General features: G+C 55.0%; 14 protein-coding genes. 4 read left to right on the forward strand and 10 right to left on the reverse strand.

Annotation, left to right across the window (positions count from 1 at the left end; translation table 11 throughout):
* The first annotated feature begins 27 nt into the window (after nt 1-27).
* Nucleotides 28-12750, forward strand: a complete 12723-nt coding sequence (locus tag ACJ0G7_RS03675) for a lamin tail domain-containing protein (protein WP_407395225.1) — start codon at nt 28-30, stop codon at nt 12748-12750.
* On the opposite strand, the gene ACJ0G7_RS03680 is transcribed toward ACJ0G7_RS03675, so the two are convergent.
* From ACJ0G7_RS03680 to ACJ0G7_RS03710, 7 genes are all read right to left on the reverse strand, one after another.
* Entirely contained in the window at nt 12747-14237 is a 1491-nt protein-coding gene (locus tag ACJ0G7_RS03680; protein ID WP_407395226.1) for an FAD-binding domain-containing protein, read from the reverse strand. The genes ACJ0G7_RS03675 and ACJ0G7_RS03680 overlap by 4 nt on opposite strands.
* A 53-nt stretch (nt 14238-14290) precedes the next feature.
* Entirely contained in the window at nt 14291-15673 is a 1383-nt protein-coding gene (locus ACJ0G7_RS03685; protein ID WP_407395227.1) for an MFS transporter, read from the reverse strand.
* 62 nt (nt 15674-15735) lie between these two features.
* The gene (locus ACJ0G7_RS03690) at nt 15736-16119 is read right to left on the reverse strand and encodes a Crp/Fnr family transcriptional regulator (RefSeq protein WP_043695657.1); all 384 of its coding nucleotides are present in this window, start codon (nt 16117-16119) and stop codon (nt 15736-15738) included.
* 81 nt (nt 16120-16200) lie between these two features.
* A complete protein-coding gene (locus ACJ0G7_RS03695; protein WP_043695655.1) occupies nt 16201-17373 on the reverse strand; it encodes a transaldolase in 1173 nt (390 codons plus the stop codon).
* Between the two features lie 49 nt (nt 17374-17422).
* A complete protein-coding gene (locus tag ACJ0G7_RS03700) occupies nt 17423-19237 on the reverse strand; it encodes a peptidoglycan D,D-transpeptidase FtsI family protein (RefSeq protein ID WP_407395228.1) in 1815 nt (604 codons plus the stop codon).
* The gene (locus tag ACJ0G7_RS03705; protein WP_371257631.1) at nt 19237-19725 is read right to left on the reverse strand and encodes a hypothetical protein; all 489 of its coding nucleotides are present in this window, start codon (nt 19723-19725) and stop codon (nt 19237-19239) included. Before ACJ0G7_RS03705 ends, ACJ0G7_RS03700 begins: the two co-directional genes overlap by 1 nt.
* Nucleotides 19726-19728: 3 nt before the next feature.
* Complete coding sequence (locus ACJ0G7_RS03710; RefSeq protein ID WP_043697455.1) at nt 19729-20997, reverse strand: CPBP family intramembrane glutamic endopeptidase; 1269 nt, start codon at nt 20995-20997, stop codon at nt 19729-19731.
* A 76-nt stretch (nt 20998-21073) separates the two neighbouring features.
* Here ACJ0G7_RS03710 and ACJ0G7_RS03715 point away from each other — a divergent pair, with 76 nt between their 5' ends.
* Together ACJ0G7_RS03715 and ACJ0G7_RS03720 are read left to right on the forward strand one after the other, a co-directional pair.
* Entirely contained in the window at nt 21074-22402 is a 1329-nt protein-coding gene (locus tag ACJ0G7_RS03715; RefSeq protein WP_407395229.1) for a histidine phosphatase family protein, read from the forward strand.
* Nucleotides 22403-22406: 4 nt separating this feature from the next.
* On the forward strand, nt 22407-23666 hold the full coding sequence (locus tag ACJ0G7_RS03720; RefSeq protein WP_407395230.1) for a dihydroorotase: 1260 nt from the start codon (nt 22407-22409) through the stop codon (nt 23664-23666).
* Here the strand turns inward: ACJ0G7_RS03720 and lepB are convergent.
* Complete coding sequence (gene lepB / locus ACJ0G7_RS03725; protein WP_043695645.1) at nt 23656-24453, reverse strand: signal peptidase I; 798 nt, start codon at nt 24451-24453, stop codon at nt 23656-23658. The genes ACJ0G7_RS03720 and lepB overlap by 11 nt on opposite strands.
* Here lepB and ACJ0G7_RS03730 point away from each other — a divergent pair.
* Nucleotides 24452-25957 carry a hypothetical protein gene (locus tag ACJ0G7_RS03730; RefSeq protein WP_043695642.1) on the forward strand — a complete coding sequence of 502 codons (1506 nt, stop codon included), beginning with the start codon at nt 24452-24454 and terminating at the stop codon, nt 25955-25957. The two genes, lepB and ACJ0G7_RS03730, sit on opposite strands and share 2 nt — an antisense overlap.
* On the opposite strand, the gene ACJ0G7_RS03735 is transcribed toward ACJ0G7_RS03730, so the two are convergent.
* Both ACJ0G7_RS03735 and ACJ0G7_RS03740 read right to left on the reverse strand, forming a co-directional pair.
* Entirely contained in the window at nt 25920-26279 is a 360-nt protein-coding gene (locus ACJ0G7_RS03735; protein ID WP_407395231.1) for a Spx/MgsR family RNA polymerase-binding regulatory protein, read from the reverse strand. The two genes, ACJ0G7_RS03730 and ACJ0G7_RS03735, sit on opposite strands and share 38 nt — an antisense overlap.
* 2 nt (nt 26280-26281) lie before the next feature.
* Nucleotides 26282-26641 (reverse strand): 2Fe-2S iron-sulfur cluster-binding protein, encoded by a 360-nt coding sequence (locus tag ACJ0G7_RS03740; protein WP_043695636.1) that lies wholly within the window; start codon nt 26639-26641, stop codon nt 26282-26284.
* Between the last annotated feature and the right edge of the window lie 29 nt (nt 26642-26670).

Here is a 26670-nt window from a genome sequence, read left to right on the forward strand (position 1 = left end):
AAAATAAGAGTAAGTGCTTCAAATCACATGGGCTCAACCATTCACTCACTTGAAGCCTATGGAACCATTTTCGAAGCATATCTGAGTGGCGATATTCAAAAAGAATACGTCAACAATCTTCCGGCATTTGAGCAGATCCACCACACCTCGCTGCAAGACAAATTATGGTGGATCAATCAGCTTCGAAACATCGGAGTCGAATCAGACATTCTCAACAGCTACATCGGGGCATTTGTCGACGTCGCCAATAAAGCGTCTGAATCAATTGACTATGACAGCACAAACTACGAAACGTTCTTTCAACCAGGGCTCGATGGCCAGGGAACCGATTTCGATTGGTTGTGGAGCAATGAAGCCAAAGACCGTCTGCATATCATTGATGATCTCGAAAACAACCTTGGCAACGGCTTAGTCACAGAAGACATCATCGAGCAATACAAATCAAGCCTGGCCGATGTGGCCAACAATGCCACCAACAGCTCTGATTACTCATCGGAGAACTATCAATCCTTCTTCAGACCAGGACTCGATAGCAGAGGGAACGATTTTGAATACATCGGCAGCACCAATCGTGATCTCAACGAAATTGTCTGGTGGATCAACCACCTTGAAGACAACGAAGTAGAGCAGGATGTCATTGATGCTTATACATCTGCCTATATTGATCTCGCCAACCTCTCCGACCTCAATCGATCATACTCAACCGAAGATTTTCGGCAGTTCTTCAACCCTGGACTTGACGGAAAAGGGACGGACTTCAGCTGGATCAATGCAAGTGGTGATCTTGAACACACACTGTGGTGGGTCGAGCATCTCGAAAACAATGGTGTCAGCAGTGAGATTGTCGATACCTACAGAAATGCACTAACAGACACTGCCAACAACGCACAGACGGATAGAACCTTCAACAACGACAACTACGAGCAATTTTTCTCTCCAGGACTTGACGGCGAAGGAACCAAGCTGGGATGGCTCAACACCCAGGGGAGCGGAAAGGATTCACTCTGGTGGATTGAGCATCTTCACGACAACGAAGTTGACGAAACGATTGTTGAAATCTACGAACAGGCATTTGTTGATCTGGCTAATCAAGCAAGCGACAACGAAACATACAACCTCGACGACTTCAGACTTTTCTTCAAACCAGGTCTTGATGGACGAGGAACAGACTTTGGATGGATCGAGGAACGCGATGTTGACGATCTCCATGGGTGGCTTTCGAATCTGGAACAGAATGGTGCCACCTCGGAAATCCTTGACAATTACTACAACAGCTTCATCGATCTGGCGAACACAGTTGATCCACAGACGACTTACACGTCAACATCACTCGACACGTTCTTCAACAGTGACATTTCTGATATCGAAACAAGCGTGCTCGAAGTCATATTTGAAGGACAAGATCTGGGCGACCTGGTAGAGAATGGCATCTTCCAGGGTGATCTCTCGCTCCTGGATAAGAATGGCAATGCAAAGCAGACCAACCTGACAGGCCTGATCTCACCTGAGGCGTTACGGGGAGATAACGGCGATTGGGAGCAATCATACGAAATTTTGCATGTTCTTCTCCCTGGCAAGGCAGAGGATGGAGATGTTCTCGTGATGGATGGCGACAACGACTGGACCTATTCGATGAAGTTGCCGCTCTACATGGAGACATCTACTGAAGTTGATCACTCTGATGACAATCAGTACTTTCAACTAGGAATCCTATCGGGAAAGAATCGATATGAAATCAATGGAGACGAAGAGGAGGAAGGCCTCATTGACTTTAATCAACAGCAGATCGTGCTCGATGGGATAGACCACAATCTAGAAAATGGTGATCTGATTGGCTTCTACTGGCATGAAACACTTCCCGAAAGCATCAGAAGTCACCATGCTTACAGAGTTGACTCATTGATCATAAATAGTGATTACAATCGCACAACATTCAGATTAATTGATAGCGAGACATCAGAAGATTTACTATTCTCCGATACAAGACTGCAGCAAAAGATCAACCAACACAAAGCCGACGAAGGAGACAGCGGTCTACGAATGTGGCGAGCAGAACTGAGGGACAACCTGAGGGTTGATCATGAAGCTGTGATCTATGAGAAGGATGGGGATCAGTTTTCTGAAACTGCACAGGATCCAACCAGCCATCTTGAAGTGGTATTTGAAGCGCCCAATCTGGATGATGTAATCGAGAACGGCAAATTTAGTGGCTCCATCCAATTGATTGGTGATGATGGCTCCACTAAAGCAGAAAATATTCAGGCCATGCTTCATCCTGATGCATGGATTAACGAGACAAAAGACGAATGGGAAACCAACTACACCCGCCTTCATCTTTTTATACCAATCGAAGCAGCAGATGGTGATTCATTAGTGATTGGGGCGGAAAATGCGTGGAATCAATCCCTGACATTACCACTCTATGAAGAAACAACAGCCGAAGTAGACAACTCATTCAGAAATGATTATTTCCAGCTGGGCGCGAAAATCAATAAGCAAAGACATGAAATCAAAGGTTATGAGGCAGAAGAAGGTTACCTAGACTTTGATCAGGATACGATCATCATCAGCGGAGTTGACCACGAACTGAATGTGGGCGATCTGCTGGGATTTGACTGGCATGAGACTCTCCCATGGAGCATTGAGTCATATTACGCTTATCAAATCGAGCAATTGACGACGAATAACGTCACGAATGAAACAACCATCAGCCTGATCGATCCAAAGCATCAAGAATCGGTTGAGTTTGAAAGTGACGATCCTGAACAGCAAATCGAAGATTATAGGAATGGCAACTCTGATCATGGTCTTCGCATATGGAGGGCGAAGGAGCGTCATTACATCGCACTGGATCACAACGGAGTCACCTATCAGTCCACTGATGCAGCAGCAGAAGAAGACGCCTATGAAAAGACCAGCTTGATTGAAGTCGTTTTCAAAGCCAAAGACTTCGGCAACCTGGTGAGCAACGGTGGTTTCACAGGAAGCATTTCACTGTTGGATCCTGAAGGAGCAATCAAATCCGAAAACCTTAAAGCAGTCGTTGATCCGCACGGATTCACCGACGACAACCTGAGCAGCTGGGAGCAGGAGAATGAACGTCTTTACATCTATATGCCTGAAAAGGCGCAGGCTGGTGACACTCTAAGAATCAATGGTGGTGATGAATGGGAAAAGGATCTGAATCTTCCACTGTCCAGCGAGCAGAGAACCGAAGTGGACTACTCGACGAGAAACGATTACATCCAGTTGGGAATCAAAACAAATCAGGAGGTACTAACTATCAAAGGCGAAGAAGAGCAAGAAGGCTTCATCGACCTTGATGATAAAAAAATCATCTTGGAGGGAATCGAAAATTATTTTCAAAATGACGACCTGATTGGGTTCGACTGGCACAGCACTCTCCCGCAGGGACTGGATGAGTACAAGCCTTATCAGATCATCAATTTGGAAACAGAAGAAGACACGAACATAACCAGCTTTGACTTATTTGATCAAGAGGAAGGCGAGGTCGTTGATTTCAGTGATGATGCTATCAGCCAAACAATCAAAAACTATAATTCCGGCGATCGTGACAGTGGCTTACGACTTTGGAAGGCGAAACAGGAAGAGGTGATCCGGCTGGATCCGGCTGGAGCATATTACGAAATTGACGGACAAAAATTACAAGCCGATGCAGAGACGAACAATGCCAAAATTGTGGAGGTTGTCTTTGATGGAAAGTTCGCAGAAGGCCTGGTAACGAATGGGCGCTTCACAGGCAGCATCACATTACAAAATAGTGACCTTGAGGTGCGTGAAAAAAATAACATCCGTGCAGAAAACCTTCCCGCACTGATCAACTACAGCTCATGGACAAACAATCATCAAAGTGATTGGGACAAGGAGCACGAACGTTTGCATGTCATGCTTCCTTTCTCAGCAGAGGCTGGAGATATCCTTGTGATTGATGGTGGTGATCACTGGAATCAACAGCTCCTTCTACCATTCCACAACACCATCAGAACAGAAGTTGATCGTAGCGGAAACGATGATTACTTCCAGCTAAATATTAAATTCAAAGAAACGATTCATTCCATTAAAGGAGCTGAAAAGCAAGAAGGACATTTTGATTTTGGTACGCATCGAATCGTCTTGACTGGTATTGATCATGAGCTGAGTGAAGGTGACTTAATTGGATTTGACTGGCACGAGACCCTGCCGGAAAGTGTGCAGGCCTACAAGGGTTATCAGGTTAACGATCTCAAAATCAACCCTGATCTGCAGCAGACGTCATTCAAATTATTTGATCGTCAGCAATCGATGGCAGTGAGCTTTGCCAGCAACAATATTCTTGATTCTATTACACAGTACCAATCTGCTGATAGCAATGATGGCCTGCGGATGTGGAAGGCCATCGAAGAAGAGTATCTGGAATTTGACCAAGACGCCTACCGAAAGCAGCAGAATGAGCTATCAGATCAACAGGAAGCCTCGAGCATTTCAGCACTTGAGATTAATTTCAAGGCAAAGGATTTATCCAACATCATCGACGAGTTTGGCGTATTTGATGGCACAATCAGTCTTGTGAATTCATCTGGACAACTGATCGACGATGAGATTGCTGGATTAATCCAATCAGACTTTTTCTACCGCAATGATGAAGATTACTCAGATGATTCATGGGAAAATACCCATGAGCGCCTTGAGATTTTTCTGGGGTCAGAGATCTCTGATGGAGACAAGCTCATCCTCGATGCCAATCAACACTGGGACAACCCACTTGAACTACCTTTGCATCTGAATTCCTTTACGGAGACAGATCATGGTTCTGAGAACGCGTTTCAATTAGGAATTCGCAGCGCCGCTGAAGAGTGGAGATTGAATGTTCCCGGCAATGAAGAACAGGAAGGTTGGCTGGATCTTGACAACAACCAAGTCGTTCTTATTGGCGTGGATCACGATATTGTCAATGGAAGCCTTATGGATTTCAACTGGCACGAAGTATTGCCTCAATATATTCGCTCATATCACCCATACCGTGTAGATGATCTGACAATCGACAACTCCAGCAATATTACAACTTTCAAATTAATCGATTCCGAGGACAACCGGAATGTACAAATGTTTGACGCCAATATTTTTGAGCGATGGAGTTGGAACAATGGCGTCAATCAAGGAGGCATTGGCCTGAAGATTGCAGAGTCAGTCGTTAATGAGAGGATGGAGCTGAATTGGAATGAGTACGAAAAACTCAAACGTCAACGAGAAGCTGATCGTGACACAACGGAGTTGGCAGCTGTAGAAATCGTCTTCAAGTCAGAGGATATGAGTGAACACTTTGATGATAATGGTAATTTCAAGGGCAATGTTTCACTTGTCGACGCTAATGATTTGGTATTGGAGGATAATGTAACTACAATGAGAGATGCCAATGCCTACTTCAACGAAGCAGAGGGCGATTGGCAGAGAGAGCATGAAGTGGCGCTGAGCTTTTTTAGTAGCGATATCCCGGAAGGATCGAAGATTCTGTTTGAATTTGAAGAATCAAGTACGGAAACACTGGAAATCGGTCCGCTTGTATACGAAACTCGCGCTCTGTCAGATCATTGGAACGACGATGCCTTTCAGCTCGATGTCAGAGTGAACGGCAACGAATACACTCTCCCGGGAAGAGAAGATTCAGAAGGATATCTCGATGTCGATATGAATAAGGTCGTCCTCAATGGTACGACGCTTGAAATCTCAGAAGGCATGTTGATTGATTTTAATTGGCATGATGCACTGCCATACTCAATCGATGAGTGGAGACCCTATCAGGTTTCAGAGCTCACCATCAACACGAAGAATAAGACAACATCTTTTGGGCTCATCGACACGAGAACTGGTGAGAGCATTACCATTGATGATACAGATCTTGAAAATCGCTCCGATAATTTCAGTTTTTCCAACCCAGAGGGTCTGCGGCTTGCCGAAGCAGAGGTTGAGAACTATCTCACGATTGATTGGGATGCATCAACAACAGAATTGATCAGCCTGAGTGAAGCAGTTGCAGAAGATCTCAAATTTGAAGCCCGAAATCCTGAGGCTCAGGCTAACGATCATTTTTATCATTGGACCGCCCTCGACCTGGCAACAGCAAAAGCCAGCTACAACCAGCTGAGGCTGGAATTGAATCCATCCACGTCCCAAGATCTTGGCCTCGAAGAGATACCCTCTAACTGGGATTTACGAATTTCTTATGATGATCTGATCAGTGAAGATATCCCTATCGAAAAGCTTGAGGGAGAATCATCTCTTCACCTTTTCTTCGACAAAGAGCTTTTTGAATCAATATTCAATACCGACAATGGCCTTAGCGTTTCTCTACAGATCGGGCCAAATCAAGTTCCGTCAGAAACAATCAAACTGGATCAGATCGAAAATCTGAATTCAATCGAAGAGCTACTCCAATCCCTACTGGCAGAAGAGAAGCAGTGGTTGTCTGAAAGTTCTGCCACCTACCTGACGACGACGACTACAGCCAATAATTTTGAATCTTCTTTCACAGCACCCATGTCAATTGAGGCTGGACCCGGGTATCACTCAGGACAGCAATATAGAAACAAATTGCTTGCAGATGCTTTGTATATTGAACCAGATTTTAATTTGCCTTACGGCTTTGAAGCCAGTGGAATCACATCCGTGATTACCGAAGACAGTAATTCTTTCTTATACATCATTTCAGATGACTCCATCTCGGCAAATCAAGACGGAGATGACAATGCTGAATTCAATTCAGAGAGTCCATCGCAGCTATTAAGAATCAATCGAGATGGCAAGTATTCACCCGCCTATTTCACCCTACCAAATAGTTTTAAGGGAGAGTCTGTTTCAATCGATGGCGAAGCCATCACCTATGACATCAACTCATCAACGCTTTACATTCTGGATGAGGGTGATCTTGACAACAACAGACAATCCAAGATTTTTAGTTTCAGTCTCAATGAAAATGGCGACATCATCGAAACCAATGGGGTATCAGACATAGTCCGAATCGAAACGATTCCTGACACATCTGAAGAGTCTGACAATCAACATGAGTCACTGGTATTCCTCTCAGAATCTGATTCTATTCTTGTCGGCGAGCAAAAATCAGGAGATGTCTATGAATATGATTTCAGAGACGGGGTTCTTGGCTCTGAGCTGCGGATCATCGAGACCGGCATCAATGATTTAAGAGATCTGGCAATAGTGACGCGGGATGGGTCTGATATTCAATATCTTGCAGCATTACATGGGAAATCTGCCGTCATTAATGGAGAGAAAAACAATCAGGGATTGGCATATATTCAACTTCTTGATCTTGAATCTGGAGAGAGTATCAATTCGGGTTTCATCAGTGGAGACTTCAAAAACATGGAGGGCATGACGTTCTCCGCCAATGAGTTCATCTTCACGAGTGACAATGGATCCTCTCAAGAAGGAGCCACATACAAGATCAGATTTGATGACTTATTCCCCCAAGACGACAACTCGGAAACAGCATCCAGCCTGTTCTTCTCAGAATACACAACAGGCTATGGATCCAACAAATATATCGAAATTTTCAACCCCACTTCATCCAGGGTGGAGCTCGACAATTATGCATTCCCAACTATATCTAACAACACAACCACATGGGGGATCTATGAATTCTGGAACGAATTTCCTGAAGGTGCAACGATTGAGTCTGGAGATGTTTACTTGATTGCAGACCCCGGTGCAGAACCTGCAATTCTTGATCAAGCTGATCACTTGTTCGAATATCTAGGAGATGGTGACGACAGCTTTGCACTGGTTCGTGGGGATCAGGCGTCGTACACGGTCATTGACTGGCTTGGCAATTTTGACGATCGAGGACCATGGGATGTGGCAGGAACAGTTGACGCCACCGAACACAGCACCCTGGTGAGAAAAGAATGGGTTGTCAGTGGTAATGACAACTGGGATTCAGCACGGGGACACAATGAGGAGGATTCGGAGTGGTTGGTTCTACCTGCAGATGCCTTCCTGAACCCTGGACAAATGGATGATGACTGGAGCTTCTTTGAGGCCCACATCATGAATGACAACGCTTCGACAACCGACCAGATTGAAAACCCTGGCTTACGCTTGCATCCCGCTGATGACTCAGGAGGCGGCCTGAATGAATTCATCGTTGACCTGAAGCTCACAACACCGGACGGAGATACTGAGCAGATTTATAACGCCATCTGGTTTGGAGAAGAAGACAGTTACAACTTTGGGCAATTTATTGACTCTGATCCTGATGGCTTCAGTGTGAGCCTTCGAGAATGGGACTCTTGGGAAAATGATCAGATTAGCGTTCTGAAAGTTGACCGTTATGGTGACAATCTGAATCGGCTGTCAGTCAGCGAAGAACCTGTTCAAGCTTTTTGGTCAGACTATCATCCACAGATTTGGATTGAAGGAAATCCCTTTGTCGCTTGGGATCAACAAAGAATCAGTCCAAGACTAATTAATTTAGAAGGTGATTATTTTGATATTGGCGATGATGTTGTCCTGCGCTTCAACCTGGAAGTCCCGCATTCTGATGGTCCACATGACTGGAGTGAGTGGCGGGACTATGCCATTATTTTTGATCTTCACTATCAATCAGGCGAGGGACAACTCAGTCAGCAACAGCGAGAAGATATTTTCTTCGATGAACTTTATCAAGTTCGCGATGGAATCATCGACGAGCTTAACTATCAGCCCAAAGTCTATGCTGGCATCGAAATTGATAGCGACGATGAATTTCTCGAAGCCAACGACTTCCTGGACCTGATCCTGGAGGTGCTTCGTAATGTTGGGACCTCGGCCAATAGCAATGAAACCATCTTCTCAGATGATATCTTCGAAATAACGAACAGAAATCAAGTCAGAAATGATCATCGTAATCTTGTCTCTGCCAATCTAGATTTCACTGCGCCACAAGGAGGAAGCAAGCCACAGATTGATCTATGGGCTTGGACTCTTCACGATCCAAGCAACGAAGAGCGATTCCGAGAAGCAGAAGACCGCTACCACAAAGCATGGCAAACATATGAAGAAGAGTGGGTCATGAATGTAGGTTCCATCAAACCTACTTTTGAATGGGGCTACACTGATCCGTCAGGGGAAGATTATGACAGCAACAAATCAATTTATATTGAATACCAAGGTCTTTACCGAATTGCTGAAATCACAAATGATGATAGCAAGTCTAATTATAAAGAGGGAGACATCATCCTGAGAATTGACGACAAGCTCGTCGATCCCTCAGCTTATTCCACAGAAATCCAGTGGGGACATCGTCTCAAGCTTCGCTTGAAAGATGACAGTGGTCTGACGATCAAGCCAAAATCGACGATCACTTTTGCATTACAAGAAGGTCATGGATTACGCGATGTGGAGGGAGAATCCATTGTTCTCAAGGAACCACTCAAAATCGATAACTGGGCCCGCTATGAGCAGTTTGGTTACGATCTTGACGAGTGGATTTCCCTGAATCCAGACGAAAGTTTTGTTGAAGGCAAGAAAGCAACCTTATCTTTTCACTCCAAGGCTGATCTCACTGACGACTCTACAAAAGCAGTTATTCCAGAAATAAGCGACTTCCAATTCTGGTCCTGGAATCCTCAAAGTGGAGAGCAGACTCAGCTTCAATTTGCTGAAAGCACGATCGAGGTCAAAGGAAAAAAATTGATCTTTGACCTGTCGAATAAGGTTCCGTCGGGTGTGAATATTGATGTTACATATGACCCCATCATTTCAACACTTGCCGATGGCTCTTCAAACAGCGAGCCATTCACAAATGTCAATGGTGCGACAAGCCATAGTTTTCATTGGCATCCCATCGAGAATATTTCGCCTGACGAAGAGGGGCCTTCTGTGCGCTGGGCCGATGTTCACGGTAATCGTCTCTACATGGGTCTGGATGACCCTGCAGAAGTTCATGTCAATGGGAAAAGTCTCACGACAACCAACCTTCCCAACCCCATCAATTTCCTGATCACAGCCGGCGTCAACGACGACCGACGATCCATCAGTGCCAACAGCATTCGGATGAACGAGTGGGGAGATCTTGAATTACAACTGGAATCCTCTGTTCAAGCAAATGATGAGGTTTCTCTCAGCTACCTCGGCACAGCCTTAACCGATGGATTAGGCAATGCAACCTCGATCAGAAATCTTGCCATTAACAATTTTTCTGTCGAATTTGACATCAACAATCCAGACACTTGGTTTAACAACATTGACAGTGTCAATGTCGTCTTCAAACAAACTGGCAACAACCTCTCGAGCAGCAATAGTTATATGAATGATAATGGTTCCCTTTCGTCAAAGCACTCTGACTTCCAGATCGCTGACCATTACAACTTCCATCTCGACGAGATCTCCAACGTTAGTTTCAGCTTGACTGATCAAGGCGGACGGACTCTGGATGATGAAGGCGACGCCAACCTGGATTTCTTTGTCGAGAACATTACACCTCGCTTCACCAACTACATCGGTGGATCACATAATTCTGCACTGGATTCATGGAAAGATTCTCCAAGCAATGATGAACGAAACGTTGTTTTCACTCTTCCCGAAGGTGATTACCGCTTGATCATTGAACATGCAAGTCTCGACGAAGAGATCCAGCAACCGTATCAACTCACAATCGAAACAACAGCCTTTGATTCCGAGGCTCTTGATGCCATTCAAATCGGTGGCAATGATGAAGAATCCTTCTCCATCAGGAACAACACTCTGAACCTGAGCGATCAATATGCCGACGAGACAATTGCGATTAACTCTGATGGAATATTCACTCTTGCAATTCTTGATTATGACAATGTTTCAAGTGAAGTTTGGTTTGAAATATTTGACCTCAACGGTCAGTGGTGGGGAAACAGTTACGACGGTAAAAGTGAGCAATATCTTCCCAAGGGCCTCTACACAATCGAATACTTCTCTTCAGGCAATTCAGGAGATATTGACGTTGAATACATACTCGATACAACCACAACGCTGGAAACCGACCAAGACACCTCCAACGACCCAAGTGGGTCATTGGCGATCAATGGAATGGCCTCACAAGGGAAGCTCAATTCCTTAGACACAGAAGATTATTGGTCAATGAAATTGACTGGTGGGGAGATTTACACTGTCCGGGCAACTGACTTCAGCCAGCTCAGCGATGTCAGTCTTCTTGTGGACCATCAAGAACCTGGATGGCATGAAGGAAGCTGGAACTGGGGAACAGAGGATGCGGAGACCGGGGTCTTCACTCCATCTGACGAAACAGTTGTGATCGACCTTTCGAGTGATGACAGATTCGAACAGAACAAGGTTTACAACTTCATTGCCAATCTCCATAGCCACAACCATCAACCCACCTCCTATTCACTCCTGATCAAGTCTCATGACACGTTGGAGAACGCCCTTCTGGAGGCCACAAAGAATATCGCTTCCCACTCCGACATCTTCGAATCCTATTTTGGCGATGCCTCAAACCTGAAGGATCTTGTCAAGATCACGAAAGATGATCTCGCCGATCTGGCAGCCTTGCCGGAAGCAACCGACGACGAATTGAAATCAACAAAGGCAAAACTTGAGAAAGATCTTGGTGAAAAAGGCGAGGAACTCTCCGGCAATCCTCTAATCATCAAATCAACGTTGAAAACAGGTAGTGGAGAAACTGGATCGACACCGATCTTGATGAAGAAGCAGACGCCGGAAAACATTTCAGGCAAAGTGAATGAAACCAACAAAGCGGAACTTGCCGCCAATCAGTCTGGAGAATTGCGTCAAGTGAATTCAAGCCGTGAATTCACTGCCAAGGATATTGCCTCTCTTGCTGATGCAACCGCTGATGAGGTTGATGATCTCAAGCCAATTTCCAAACCTGTTGATCTTCGGGTTGGTCGAGGACGGGGTACCCTCTCGGGCTTCCTGGCTAAACGTCAATCACTGGTGATGCAGGAGTCTGACCAGTCGATTGCCGTGGAAAGCGATCTTGATGATGAAGACATTCTTGATCTGGGCTTGCAGCGCATCGAAATTGATCTCAGTGATGAAATCCGTGCCCAATTGGAGGAGGGTTCTCAGAGTCTGGTCTGGTACCGCAGACCAGCCAATGCTGATCCCTTCATCTACACCTACGACGAGGTGACGGGAACCGGAGCCTTGCTGGAGGACACCGATCCAAGCCAGCGCGGTGCGGATGTTCTGGCCCTGTATGTCCGTGATGGTGCCCGTGGTGATGATGACGGCCTGGTGAACGGTGAGATCACCAGCCCTGGTGGCCTGGCTCTCGTCAGTCGAGATGTCGACTTTGATGCGGTCGTTGGCGAGTCCTCCGGGAGCGAGTCTGGAAGCACAACAGATGACCAGCAGACGGACGATTCCGATCTATCGGATGACAGCCTCGTATCGCTGGGACCGAAAGATATCGACGCTGATGATCAGCTGACGACGCTCACCGATGGCCTGGCTCTGGCACGCCGATTCATCACCGGTCGGGTCTCCCAGGATCCAATCATGAGTGAACTTGCCTCCTATGTCGGCAGCCGCACCACATCCAGCGACATGATCGACCACATCGATGCAAGTGTGGACAACGGCGATTACGACATGACCGACGTCTACAACGTCAGCGTGACCAACACCAATCCCGGCAGCCTGGACATAACGGATGTCGAGCTGTTCATGCGTTTCACGGCAGGAACTTTCCCTGGCCAGTCCATCACATCAGAACTCTCGACCTTGGAATCGATTTAGAGCTCAAGAGTCAGCTGCTGCATCGACGCATCATCAGGGAGGCGCCGTCGCCGGCGGTGAGCTCTCTGGGCGCTCATCGTCGGTTTCAGGCCTGCCTTACGGGATCCGTGTCTGCTTTGGATGTCATCGGCGTGCCGATCGAAGCCGGCAGAACGACGGATCGCCCAGATCCGCTCTTTCGCCTCACGAGCTGCCGCCGTGCAATCCACGATTGGCGCAGGATGGCCTGCCAGGAATGTCCATGGCTCATGGATGTGGTCGCTCGGGACATCAGCGAGTTCCGGGCACCACCGCCTGATGAACACACCATCGGCGTCATGGTCCCGCCCCTGCTTGATCGGGTTGTAGATGCGGATCGTGTTGATCGAGGTGCTTCCTGATTGCATCTGGCACTGACTCCAGTGAATGCCGGGTTCGTAGTCGACGAACTGACGGGCCAGATGCATGCCGCTCTCCTGCCAGGGGAGCCAAAGGTGGTAGCTGGCGAAAGACATCAACATGGCCCGCATGCGGAAGTTGATCCAGCCATGGGCCCGGAGCGCCCGCATGCAGGCATCCACGAACGGTACGCCGGTGCGGCCTTCGCTCCAGGCCGTCAGTCGATCGCTGTCGGCATGGCGAATGCCACGCATGAAGGGGTGGAAGTCGCTGAATTCAATCGTCGGCTGATCCTCCAGCTTCTGAATGAAATGGCAGTGCCAGTGGAGCCGCGATTCAAAGCTGCTGACACCGCGACCACTGTGCTTGCGGCTGGTCTGCAGGACCTCCCGCATCGACAGGCATCCCCAGGTGAGATAGGCCGACAGACGTGAACAGCCGGTGAACGCCGTATTCGGGCTCGACATGGCCCGTTGATAGCGCGGTGCACGGTGTTGCAGAAAATCGCGCAACTCCCCCAGGCCGATCGAGCGCCCACCGGTCTGCCGCTGCGGACAGTGATCAAGCGGCAGCTCAGGGCAGGGCCGCTCCGGGATCACCCCGGGATCCATCGCCTCCAAGACGGGGAGTCCTGCAGGCGGAGACGTCAAGGGCTCCGTCATCTGAGCCTCCCAGCGCTTGGCCCAGCCATTGCGGGTGCGCATCCGGCGCGTCACCCCGAACTGGGGAATTTCGATCCACTCAATTCCGTTCTGTCGGACCCACAGCCCCACCCGTTTGTCGCGCTGATAGGTCCAGCCGTTGCCTGTTTCCTCATGGCTCCAGAGGCCATCGATACCGAACTGTCGCCGAGCCCGCTCCAGCACCTGCACCACATCGCCTGTGCGCACCACCAACGGCTGCCCCAGATCGGCGAGGGCACGGCGCAACTCCAGCAGCGCCTCCCTGCAAAAGAGCCACTGGCGTTCGGAGGCATCGGGCTGCTGCCACAGCTCCGGCTCGACGATGTAGAGCGGAAGCACCGGACCCCGCTCCGCAGCAGCCAGCAAGGGCCGGTGATCAACGATGCGCAGATCACGCTTGAACCAGACGATCTGCAGCGGTGGCATTCACTGCCATCCAAGGAACCCGGTTCTAGTGGATCCGGCGCTCCATCCAAGGTTCAATCCACCGCCATCTCCATCACTTCGCAGAATCGAGTTTTCACCTTTTCGCGAAAGCCCACCACATCCAAACGGCGCGTCATCAACGCGGCGCCAAGGAAACAGACCATCTGCAGGGCAAACACCCCGCCATAGGCTCCAAAAAGATCCCCGCCATTCCAGGCTTGGAACAAGGTGAGCAGGCCGCCTCCACTGATCGTGGCCAGACCGCAGGAATAGGCATAGCCCGCTCCCCAGATGCCCAGGAGGAAGCCCGTGCGCCCGGGTTCCACAAAACTGAACATCAGGGTGAGGCAGGCATTCATGCACACCCCAAGCGACAAACCAAACAAGCCAACGGCAGCCCGCAACAGGGGGATCGACTGATCAGCCCCGGCCCACAGCATCAGCATCAAGGCCAGTGCTGCCAGCACCGCCCCCACCCGGGCCGTGCGGATGTTGCCGACGCGCTCAATCAACCAGAAGCCACTGAGCCCCAAGCCACCAAAGAAACCCAGGGCGATCAACACATTCAGCGATGTGGTGGCACAGACACTCATGCCAAAGACAGCAGCGCCGTAGGGCTCCAACACCGCATCGTTGAGGAACATGCTGAAGGTGAACAGGCACAGCACCCCAAGGAAACGACCGGCCTGAGGGATGGACCGCAGTTTCAAGAGCAATTGGGGTAAGGCCAACCGCTGGGGAACATCGGGGGGGGCCGACCCCACAGGGGAGATCAAGTCTGTGGTGCGGCGTTCCACGCCGAACACCGACGCCACCCCCAGCCCCAGCAGCACGAAGGGCGTCACCACCGACAGACGCTGCAGCCCGGCCAGAACTGCGGTGCGGCTGGCATCGGCCGCGCAGGCACTGCCGAACACCTGATTCACCAGAACACTGCCCAGCAACACCCCCAGCAGACGCATCCCCCACACCACCGACAGCACCCGCGGCCGCTCGGCTTCTGTGGTGCGATCAGCGATCAAGGCCGAAAACGCTGTTCCACCAGCGGCGATCGCCGTGCCAATCGCCACGAAGACAAGGATCAACAGGCCAATCAGCAGCGCATCGAGATCACCGCCGGAGCTCTCCATGCTGGTCGCCAACCGCAGCACAAGCTGGCAGGCCACTCCGAACAACAGAGCAATCGCCAATGAGCTGATCACGATGAAGGGTGTGCGCCGCAGCCGGCTTGGGGGGATGCGATCGGAGCGATGGCCGAACCAGGCGCGAGTGAACCCCATCAGCTGCTGACCACCGACGGCCAACGCCGCCAGCACCGCCGGCAGCTGGATGTCTTGAATCAACAGACGGTTCAGCAGTCCCAGGATCAGGACGCCGAGGATGCCAAGACTGAGCTGGAACAACCCCAGACGGAGAGCGAGACGGATTCGACCCACAAGAATGCACCGCTAGCACATACATTCTTTCAAAAAGGGCCGGATCGTGCGTTCTTTCCCGATCAGTTGTCGGCCAGCTTGATGTCGCGCAGACGCTCATCGATGGACGCCAGCAGTTCGACGGCAAACATCGGAGCCTCCTGAACCGCGAACAGGAACTTCTCACGGTTCATTTCGATGAGGCGGCAATCAGAGGTCGCGGTCGCCGTACCCAGACGCTGGTGATCCCTCATCACCAGCGCACCCGCGCCGAACACGTGACCGGTGGGAATGTCTTCATGGCCCTGGGTGCCGCTTTCGCCGATCCAGGTGAGACGGACGCATCCCTCCAACAGGCCATACATGGTGGATCCTGTGTCTCCAGTGGAGAACAACACCTCACCGGCCTTGAGGGTGATCACCTCGCCTTTGCTGGCGAGCGCAAGCATGGTGTCGAGGGCGTGCATGGAAGTCAAATCGTCACCAACGAAGTTTGGTGATCACAGATGAAGGAGAGGTAATGCCCCTCCCTGCTTCCGTGCCATGGCTCAGGCGGCGGTCAGGGAAAGCGCAGCGCCGAAACCCTGACGCACATCCTCCTGGGAGATCAGACCATCGTGATCCTGATCCAGTGCATCGAAGACGGCATCACTGCCGAGCCACTCGTCCCGGGTGATGCTGCCGTCGCCGTTCATGTCGTTGAGCATGAAGATCTCCTGAACGGCATGACCGAAGGCCTTGCCCCCCTCCAATTCCGCGAGGCGATGGGCGAGCTGATGCTCAAGCGTCTCGATGGCCTTGCTGAAGCCTTTGATGCCCTCGCCCAGTTTGTCCGACGCCATTCGATCGTCCTTCATCATCGCGTCGAAACGCTCGCGATCCACATGGATCTGCTCTTCGGCGCTCACAGGATTGGATCCATCAAGTTTGCGGGTCAGTGCCGCGTCGCTCTCACGCAGTTGATCCAGAAGCTTGGGAGAAATGGTGAGCAGATCGCATCCGGCAAGTTCCGTGATCTCATCGAGATTCCGGAAACTGGCTCCCATCACCTCGGTCTTATAGCCGTAGGTCTTGAAGTAGTTGAAAATGCGGGTCACTGAGATGACACCAGGATCTTCCGGGCCCGGATAGGAATCACGACCGGTGTCGGCCTTGAACCAGTCGAGGATGCGACCGACAAACGGGGAGATCAGGGTGACACCCGCCTCGGCGCAGGCCACGGCCTGACCGAAGCCGAACAGCAGAGTGAGATTGCAGTGGATGCCGTCTTTCTCAAGCACTTCAGCAGCCTTGATGCCCTCCCAGGTGGAGGCGATCTTGATCAGAACGCGCTCGTTGCTGATACCGGCATCGTTGTACAGGCGGATCAGCTTGCGGCCCTTTTCAACCGTGGCGTCCGTGTCGTAACTGAGGCGGGCATCCACCTCGGTGGACACGCGGCCGGGAACGATCTTGAGAATCTCTTTACCAAAGATGACGCTGATCTCGTCGAGAGCCTCATGCACCACATCCTCGACCGGGGCATTGTCACCGATCAGCTTGCGGGATGAGCGCAGCGCCTCATCGATCAGATTCTGATAAGCGGGTATCTGGGCGGCAGCGAGTATCAGGGATGGATTGGTGGTGGCGTCGCGGGGAGTGAATTTACGGATCGCCTCCAGATCTCCTGTATCTGCCACCACGACCGTCATCGCGGAGAGCTGCTCAAGCAAGCTGGCCATTGTGGAAAAAGGCTCTTCTGTTCGTAACGTAGCGGCGTTTTCTAAGCCGTCAGCCGTTGACGGTCTTGTTCAATTCTGCAGGTTTTGAAGGTGTGATTTTCTCCACAACCAGCAGTGCATCAATGATCTGCTTGGCCACGGGAACGGCCACGGTTGAGCCGTAGGCATTGTCCCCCTGGGGTTCGTCGATCACCACCAGAACGACGTAACGAGGGGACTCGATCGGCAGGGTGGCCACAAAGCTGCAGATCTTCGCTCCAGGCAGATAAACGCCGTTGAGAGCTTTCTGCGCTGTTCCGGTCTTGCCGCCGATGCGATAGCCGGGGGTCTTCACCCCCTTGCCGCTGCCCTTGTCCACCACCGATTCCATCCAGCTCAGAACCGTACGGGTGATCTCAGGCTTCAACAGTTGCTGTCCTCCCGGCGAGGCAGCCGGGGCGAGGGCCTCACCGGAGCGGAAGCCCCGGGTGATGTGAGGACTGACCAGACGACCGCCGTTGGCCAGCACCCCATGCAGCTGGGTCAGCTTGAGCGGCGTCAGGGAAAACCCCTGCCCGAAGGCGCTGGTCGCCGGTTCGATCGGATGCGTTGTGAACTGCTTCTTCGTCTTCAGCTGTCCGGCCACCGCTCCCGGCAGATCGGTATCCGGTCTCCGGTCGATTCCGAGACGGTTCATCCAATCCCAGTAGACACCGTCATCGAGTCGGCGCATGGCCTGCACCATTCCGACGTTGCTGGACACCTGCAGCACGGTGGCGAAATCCACCAGGCCATTGGCTCGCTTGTCGTGGTTGTTGATCGGCCAGCCACCGATCTTCAACTGACCCACGTCATGCACCCGCTCGTCCGGCCTGATGGCACCTTCCTGAAGAGCGAGCGCCAGATTGATGGGTTTGAAGGTCGAGCCGGGCTCGTAGAGATCCTGCACGGACCATTCCCGGAATCGACCGGGATCAAAGCTCCAGTAGCGATTGGGGTCGTACGTGGGTGTGGAGGCGAGCACCAGCAGCTCGCCGTTGGCGACATCCATGACGATGGCTGCCCCTTTCTGCGCCTTCCACTTCGCCACCTGCTCCGACAGAGCCTTGACGGCCAGTTCCTGAAGACGGCCATCAAGGGTGAGCTGCAGCCGGAGATCATCTCCGTAGAACACACCCGGAGCCAGATCGTCGGGGAGGGGCGTTCCGTCAGCACCCCGCCGCATGCTGCGGGCCTGCTCGTGACGCATCAGCTCCTCATCACGGCTCTGCTCGAGCCCTGCCTGCGGGACGCGCTCGTCGTTGAGAAACCCGACCACGTTGGCGAACAGCGAGCCCTGTGGATAGATCCGCTGCGGATAAGCCTCAAGGTCCAGACCGCTGATGCCCAAGGATCGGATCCGTGCAGCCGTCTCGGGATCCAGGCCTTCAGCAAGCCGGATCCCCGAGGGGCGCTGAGCCATCTCGGCCTCAAGGCGGCTGGCCGGAACAGCGATCATGGGCGACAACAGTTCCGCCACATCCGCAGCCGGACGGATGTGGTTCGGGTCATCTCCGGGCAGGTTGAAGTAACGCGGATGAGCCCAGAGACGGAATCGCTTCTCATCCATGGCCACCAGACGGCCGGTGCGATCGACGATCGGACGGCGCTGACCGAGCGGCTGGGTGCGCTGGGTCTGCAGGCGGCGGGCACGGGCTTCAAGAGCATCGGTCTGCACCAGTTGCAGCCAGGCCATCCGTCCGGCCAGGCCGATCAGACCGGCACTGAGCACCAGAAACACCATCCAGAGACGTCTGGACGGCACCTTCTCAAGCGGGACCACCCGGGAACGGCCTCGACGCCGGGACCTGGAGGGCGTCGCGGAAGCCTGGGACGGTGCAGCCATCAGTAGCCGGCCCGGATCCGCTGGTCGATCAGATCATCCAGGACAGGCAGAAGTTGTTGACTCTCGGGTTTGGCGACCGACGATTCCGGACGTTTCAGATACACCAGATTGGCCACCTTGGTGGGAACGAGGCTGGAGGGACGGGCCGTGCGTCTCAGGAGATGCTGTTCCAGCTGCGCCGTGGATTCCGTCAGCCGATGGGACAACGAGCGGGTTCCCTCCAACCGTTGAAAGGAAAGCGTCCAGCGATGCTGCCAGTGCAGAGTCAGACCTGACAGCACTGCCGCGGCCGTGATCACGCCGAGCAGAGTTCCATCCGCGAGGCGATGAAGACCGCCGAGAACCGGCGATCGACGGGACACCCGTCCTGATGACAGAGACCCCTGAATCAGCTCGAGAGCCCTGGAGGTCTGTCGCTGTTCCGGAGCGGCAACCACCGTGGACACAGTCGAATAGGCCAGTGAACCACCCGCACAGGCCGGCCGCAAGACTCAGAGAAGCAGGAGATTCAGGAAGGTGATGCCGTTCCAGAGAGCGTGCATCAGCACGCAGGGGAGCAGGCGTCCGCCTCGAAGGCGCAGCAGACCGAGACCGATTCCGAGAACCGTCAGCGGAGCCAGTTCACCGATGCTCAGATGGGCAAGCGCAAACACCAGCGCACTGAGCAGCACAGCGGGACCGGATCCAACCCGGCTTGCCAGAACGGGAAGCAGCGTCCCGCGGAAAATCACCTCCTCGAAAAGCGGCGCCAGCACCACGGCCGTCAGCAGCAGCAGAAGCAGCGCCAGAGGGTCACGACTGCCGAGGACCAGTTCCAGCAGTGGATTGCTGCCACCGGGATCACCGACCAGCTTCACCACCAGCCAACCGGCCAGGGTCACCACCGGAGTCACCATCAACCATCCGGAGGCAGCCAGGCGAAGAGCCGAGGCAGGAGGATGCAGCCCCCATTGCAGCCAGCCTCCGGATGGACTGCGTTGCGGGTCCAGGGCACGGAGCTGACGCCGCAGGATCAACAGACTCGGCAGGGCCATCAGGCTGTAGTTGATCACCACTCCGACGGCTTCCCGACGGGGACTGGCCAGAGCCGAGGTGAGGGCTCCGACCAGCGGCAGAGCCAGCAGCGGCATGGCCACGGCACTGATGACGACAAACCCGCCGGCGACAAGAAGGATCATGTCGATCAGCGTCAGCTCGGGCCCCTCAAGAGAGGGCGAAGGCTCCTGTTGTCCCCGCAACAGACTCCATCCCTGCTGGAGCAGCAGCAGGCTCCCCAGGAGCACCATGACCAGTGGCAGTGTGGCGCTGAGGGTCAGCCGCAGAGCCGCTCCAGAAGCGATCTGCTGATCCAGGCAGAGCGCCTCTGATGCATCTGGCTCGGCTTCGCAGGCCAGCAGCTGGAGGAGCGGATCATCCGATGCCCGCGCAGCTGCGATGTCCGCATCCCCGGAACCCTGCAGCAGTTTCAGCAGCTGCGTCTGGCGTGAGCTGCGCCGGCTCTCTGGACTGTCCTGCAAGGCCTGGAGCAGAACCTGCCTTGGCGCCTCCCCCATCAGCACCGGGCGCAACGCCGAAGGCACGGCTGGCTCCGCCAGCACACTGAGCTCCTGCTGCTGGAGAGTCAGGACCGGCGCAACCGATGGCCGACTGAGGCTGTCGATCAGCCCGGTGACCCAGATCGCCGTGGCCAGCACCAGGGAGAGAACGGCCAGGAGTGTTTTCCAGCGGGGCTCAACCGGGCGGGGAGAACTGGACGACACCACGTCGGCTCAACTACACCCGATTGTCCTCCGGCGGGGCTTGCCCCATACGATGGCCGCGCTTTGCTGCAGCACGGTGCCCCTCCGTCTTCTCCTCGTCCGCCACGGTCTGAGCAGTTTCAACCAGGAGCGCCGCATTCAGGGGCGTGATGACCTCTCCAACCTCACCGAAGAGGGTCACGAGCAGGCCAGGGCACTGGGGGAATCGCTCTCGGACGTTCCCTTTGATGCCGTCTACAGCTCACGCCTGCGCCGGGCAGCCTCCACCACTGCGTCCCTGCTGGAGGCCCGCGGCGGCACAGCACCGGAGCCGGTGTTCGACGACGGCCTGCTGGAGGTGGATCTGGAACCCTGGTCGGGGATGGCCATCGATGAGCTGACCGAGCGGTATCCGGAGGATTACGCCACCTGGAAGCGACGGCCGCTCGAACTGGAACTGGAGCGGAGGGATGGTCGCCGCTACCGCCCCCTCCCTGACTTGATGCAGCAGGCCGAGCACTTCGTGGCAGGGCTGCTGAAGCGACATCCAGTCGAGACCGACGCCACGGTGCTGGTCGTTGCCCACAACGCCATCCTTCGCTGTCTGATGCTCACCCTGCTGGGGGAACCTGAGAACGGATTCCGCCGGCTGAGAGTGGACAACACCTCGCTCTCGGTCTTCAACCTCACGGCTGGAGAGTCTCGCCCTCAGGTGCAGATCGAGTGCCTGAACAGCACCACCCATCTCTCTCCGCTTCCTGCCAAGGGCAAGGGGGCCCGGCTCATCCTTGTGCGTCATGGGGAGACGGACTGGAACAAGGAAGGACGTTTCCAGGGGCAGATCGACATCCCTCTGAATGAGCACGGACGCAGCCAGGCAGCTGCAGCCCGAGACTTTCTCAGAACCGTCAGGATCGACCGGGCCTGGAGCAGCACCCTGTCGCGGCCGACCGAAACGGCTGAAATCATTCTGGAAGCCCATCCCGGCGTCGCCCTCACCCAGACCGACGGGCTCGTGGAGATCGGCCACGGCCAGTGGGAGGGCAAGCTCGAGTCCGAGATCCGAGCCGACTGGTCGGACCTGCTCGACACCTGGAAACGAACTCCGGAAACGGTTCAGATGCCTGACGGCGAAACGATTCAGGATGTCTGGGCCCGCTCGGTCCGCAGCTGGGGGGAGATCGCAACCTCCCTGGAGGCGGAGGACACCGCTCTGGTGGTGGCCCATGACGCCGTCAACAAAACCATCCTCTGTGATCTGCTCGGCCTGACGCCGGCGGACATCTGGGCGGTGAAGCAGGGCAATGGCGGTGTGACGGTGGTCGACATCGCAACGGATCCGGGCCAGCCTGCAGTGGTGACCTGTCTCAATCTCACCTCCCACTTCGGGAGTGTGCTCGACCGGACCGCGGCAGGCGCGCTCTGATGCCATGAACGACACCCTGTTGCTGGATCCGATCCGGATCCTGCAAGGTCCGGATCGGCCGGTCCGGGACGGGGCCGTTCTGCTGGAATCCGGCGTCCTGCAGGGATTTGATCAGGCGGCTCGGGAGAGAGCCATCCAGCTGGGCGTGACCGCCACGGAGGCCTCCGGCCAGCTGATCGCCCCATGCCTGGTGGATCCCCACTCCGTGCTGGAGTCTCCATTCAGCGGCCGTTCGGAAACCCTCGACAGCCTGCGACGCTGTGCTGCCGCAGCCGGTTACGGCCAGGTGGCGCTGCTGCCGCGGAGCCCGACCTGGCGCGATTCACCGGAACGGTTGATCGGTTTCCGCGACCATGACCCGCGGGAGGTGACCATCCATCTCTGGGGTGGCTTCAGCCGGGGAGGTGCCGGAACCGAACTCGCGTCCCATGGTGATCTGCTCGATCTGGGGGCCATCGGTCTTGCTGATGACGATGCGCTGATTCCTCTGGCGCTGCTGGAACGTGGGTTGCTGCTGGGAGAGATGGGATCGGCACCGGTGCTGGTCGCCCCCCGTGATCCCGCCCTGCAGGGGGATGGCATGGTGCGCGAAGGCGTTGAGACCCTGCGGGCCGGTTGGGCACCGGATCCGGAAACCAGCGAGACCCTGCCCCTGAGACAGCTGTTGGCCCTGCATCAGCGGCACCCGGAACGGCAGCTGCGTCTGATGAACGTGTCCACGGCGGCTGCCGTGGAGTCTCTCCGCGCTGATGCGCTGCCCCCTCTCACCAGCGTCTGCTGGTGGCACCTGCTGGCGGATCGCGGGGATCTTCCCGGAGGGGATGCCAGCTGGCGGGTGCACCCATCGCTGGGAGGCGCCGCCGACCGCGAAGCGCTGCAGCAGGCCCTGCGCGAGCAGCTGATCCGAGCCGTCTCAGTGCATGCCGTTCCGATGGATGCGGAGGACATGCTGCTCCCGCCGGATCAGCGTCCCCCAGGGCTGAGCGGGCATCACCTGGTGCTTCCGGCGCTCTGGGATGCCTTGGTTCGCAACGGCGATTTCAGCCTCGAACAGCTCTGGCAGGGGCTCAGCTTCGGTCCCTCCGCTCTGATCGATCAGCCTCCCGAGGCGCTCGCTGTCGGAAGCCGACGCTGGCTGCTGTTCGACCCTGAACAGACCTGGCAGGTCCGCCAGGATGATGCCGCGGCTCCGATGGCCGCGAACCTGGCTCTGCTGAACCGTGAGATGCGTGGCAGGGTCACCGCCTGCGGGCTCAGTCGCTGAGTCCCCCCAATCGGTTGAGAGGCCAGAACCGGATCACGGCTCTGCCGAGAATCTCGTTTTCCGGCAGGAATGGGCCACCGGGCCAGAAGCGCCCGTCCCAGCTGTTTTGCCGGTTGTCTCCCAGCACGAGCACCGACGCGTCCGGCACAGTGGTGTCGATGGTGCGACAGGGACTCATCCCCTGTTCGTTGACCGCACAGAAACGCTGGACATAGGGCTCTTCGAGCGGCTCCCCGTTCAGGATGACCTCACCACTGGGGCTGACCACAACACGGTCGCCGGCCACGGCGATCACCCGTTTGATGTAGGCATCACAGGCGGGGTTCGCCAGTCCGGGAATGAAGCTCACCAGAGGCAGATTCACCAGAATGCAGCGGAGCGGAGAGGGCCGCTGGGGAGACCGCAGAGCGGGGTCGAATGCATAGGGAGAGTTGAACACGACGATCTCTCCCCGTCTGGGGGGCCGGGTCCGGAAGGTCAGCTTCTCCACCAGAAGCCGGTCCTGGATCTGCAGTCCGGGAAGCATCGAACCCGACGGGATGTAGCGAGCCTCCACCACCATCTGTCGGATCCCCAGATACAACGCCAGGGTGAACAGCACCGGTGCCCAGAAATCCCAGAAAGGGTGGGTTTTCGTGCCTTGTTGATGAGCCCTGTCGCCTTCGTTGGAGTTCGATCGACGCTCCTGCTTCTGATCGCCTGCCAACGGATCACTTCTCTGTGAATCTGCACCACGATAGAAGGAGTGTGACGAGCTCACTTCCCGGGCCGCACTTCGTACCCCCATGGTTCGCCCCCGCTGGCAAGGGTTCAAGCTCCACCACCGCGCCAGAGCCTGGCGGCGCTGGGACCAGGCGCTCGCGTTGTTGGCTGCAGCGAATCTTGCCTGGGTGATTTTCGACGCCACCTATCTGCCGCTGCGCAACTTCTGGCTGCAGCGCAACCTCTATCCGCTGCCCTCCGTGCCGCTGGCGGTGCCGTTGCCCTGGCTGCCGGACATCACGCCGTTCTACGACCCGATCAAGGGCATCGAACCCCATCGGGACACCCAGGCCTACATGAGGCATTTCCAGGACCTGGACAGGCTCGCCGTGGAGCGGGGAACCGCAGACCCGGAGGTGAAGCGTCTGTTTCAGGAACAGGCGCGGCTGACCACGGAGATGATCACCACGAATCCATTCCTGAATTCCGGCAATGCCGGCGCCCTGGAAAAGATCAAATCCCAGCTCCGCACCCGCGCCGGGCTGGATTCCGCTCAGCAGTCAGCGGATTTCTTGCTCAGCGACCGACACCTGAGCCAGTCGGACTGGGCTGTCGAGCGGCAGTTCTGGACCGTCAAGATCCTGCCGCTGGTGCAGGTCAACACCTGGCGCAGCATTGATGCGAACGGGCAACCCACGGATCTGAGCTGGCGGATCGACACCCCGTTCCGGCTGCTGTTCCTGCTCGACATCCTGCTCCGGACCCTGCGGCTGAAACGGCGTTACCCGGCGATTCGCTGGCGTGACGCCCTGCTGCGGCGATGGATCGACCTGCCGCTGCTGCTTCCCTTCGCACGCCTGCTGCGGGTGGTGCCCGTCACCGAACGCCTGTCGAGAGCGGGGTTGATTCAACTGGAACCGCTGCGAGCGGTGATCAGTCGGGGCGTCGTGGCCCTGCTGGCGCTGGAGCTGTTCGAGGTGATCACCGTGCGGGTGGTGGATGCCGCTCAGCAGGTGATCCGCTCTCCGCAGCTCCCTCAGCGGGTCCGCAGCTTCTGCAGCTACCAGTCAACCGATGTGAACGAACAACGGGAACTCGCGGAGCTGGCACGACTCTGGCTGCCACTGCTGCTCACACAGGTGGGCCCGAATCTGCGCCCCCAGCTGGTGGCTCTGCTGGGCCACCTGCTGCAGCGGAGCATGGAGCGCTCGGTCCGGCCGGAGGCCCTCAGAGGTCTGCCGGCCCTGCAGCGCGCGGAAAGCGAACTGAGCCTTCAGCTGGCCGGTGGTCTGGTCGACTCACTGATCGATGTCTCCAGAGGGGCCGGGGGACGCATCGGACAAAAGGATCCCGTGCTCGATTCCCTCAGCACACAAACCCTGGATCGCTTCTGGGAGGAACTGGCCAGGGTCCTCGATCAGGGACCCATCCTGGAGCGCAGCCAGGACCTGCTCGCTTCACTGCTGGAGGATCTCAAACGCTCCAGCTTCAGTCAGCTGCGCGATCAGGGGGGCGTCGATGCATTGATCAGCGAACTGGATGGTCTGAACTTCAACCGGACAGAGTCTCCGACCAGACCTCAGGCTTGAAGCCCACCAGCACGGTCCCGTCAGGACAGATCACGAACGGTCTCTTGATCAGCTTCCCATCGATGGACAGAGCTTCGAGGGCCTCCGCATCGCTCATGGCCTTGACCGCTGCAGCCCCGAGAGCGCGGTAACTCTGACCACTCGTGTTGAACAGAGCCTTGCGGCCCAGTTGGTCCATGGCGTGAGCCAGATCAGCTGCCAGAGGAGGGTCCGACGTGATGTCGAACAGATCATGATCCTGGCCACGGTCCTGCAACCAGGCCAAGGCACGACGGCAGGTGCTGCAGCGGTTGTAGCTCCAGACCCGGAGGCGGTCGGACAAGATCAGCGCCCGAACAGGGATTTCACAGCGCCGATCAGGCTGTTGGAGCCGCGACCCACCCCCTCGGATGGGCGGGTGCGGACGGTGACGTCCCCATTGACGGTGGTGCGGCAGCTGAGGCGGAAATTGGCCGGACGATCCGCCAGGTACACCTCCTCGACATCGCTGCGCGGGGACAGATTCGAGGCACCCTCGACAACTTCCATCACGCAGGTGCCGCACTGACCGACACCGCTGCAGTTGTTGAGGTTGTTGAGGCCGTTGTAGGGATTGATGCCGGCATCGAGAGCCGCCTTGCGGAGATTCGCCCCTTCAATGCACCCAACCTGCTGGCCTTCCTGCTCAAAACGGATGGTGGGCACGGGTCGTACGAAGTCTCAGGTGCGCACCA

The organism is Parasynechococcus sp. (assembly GCF_045559935.1).
Classification (GTDB): Bacteria; Cyanobacteriota; Cyanobacteriia; order PCC-6307; family Cyanobiaceae; genus Parasynechococcus.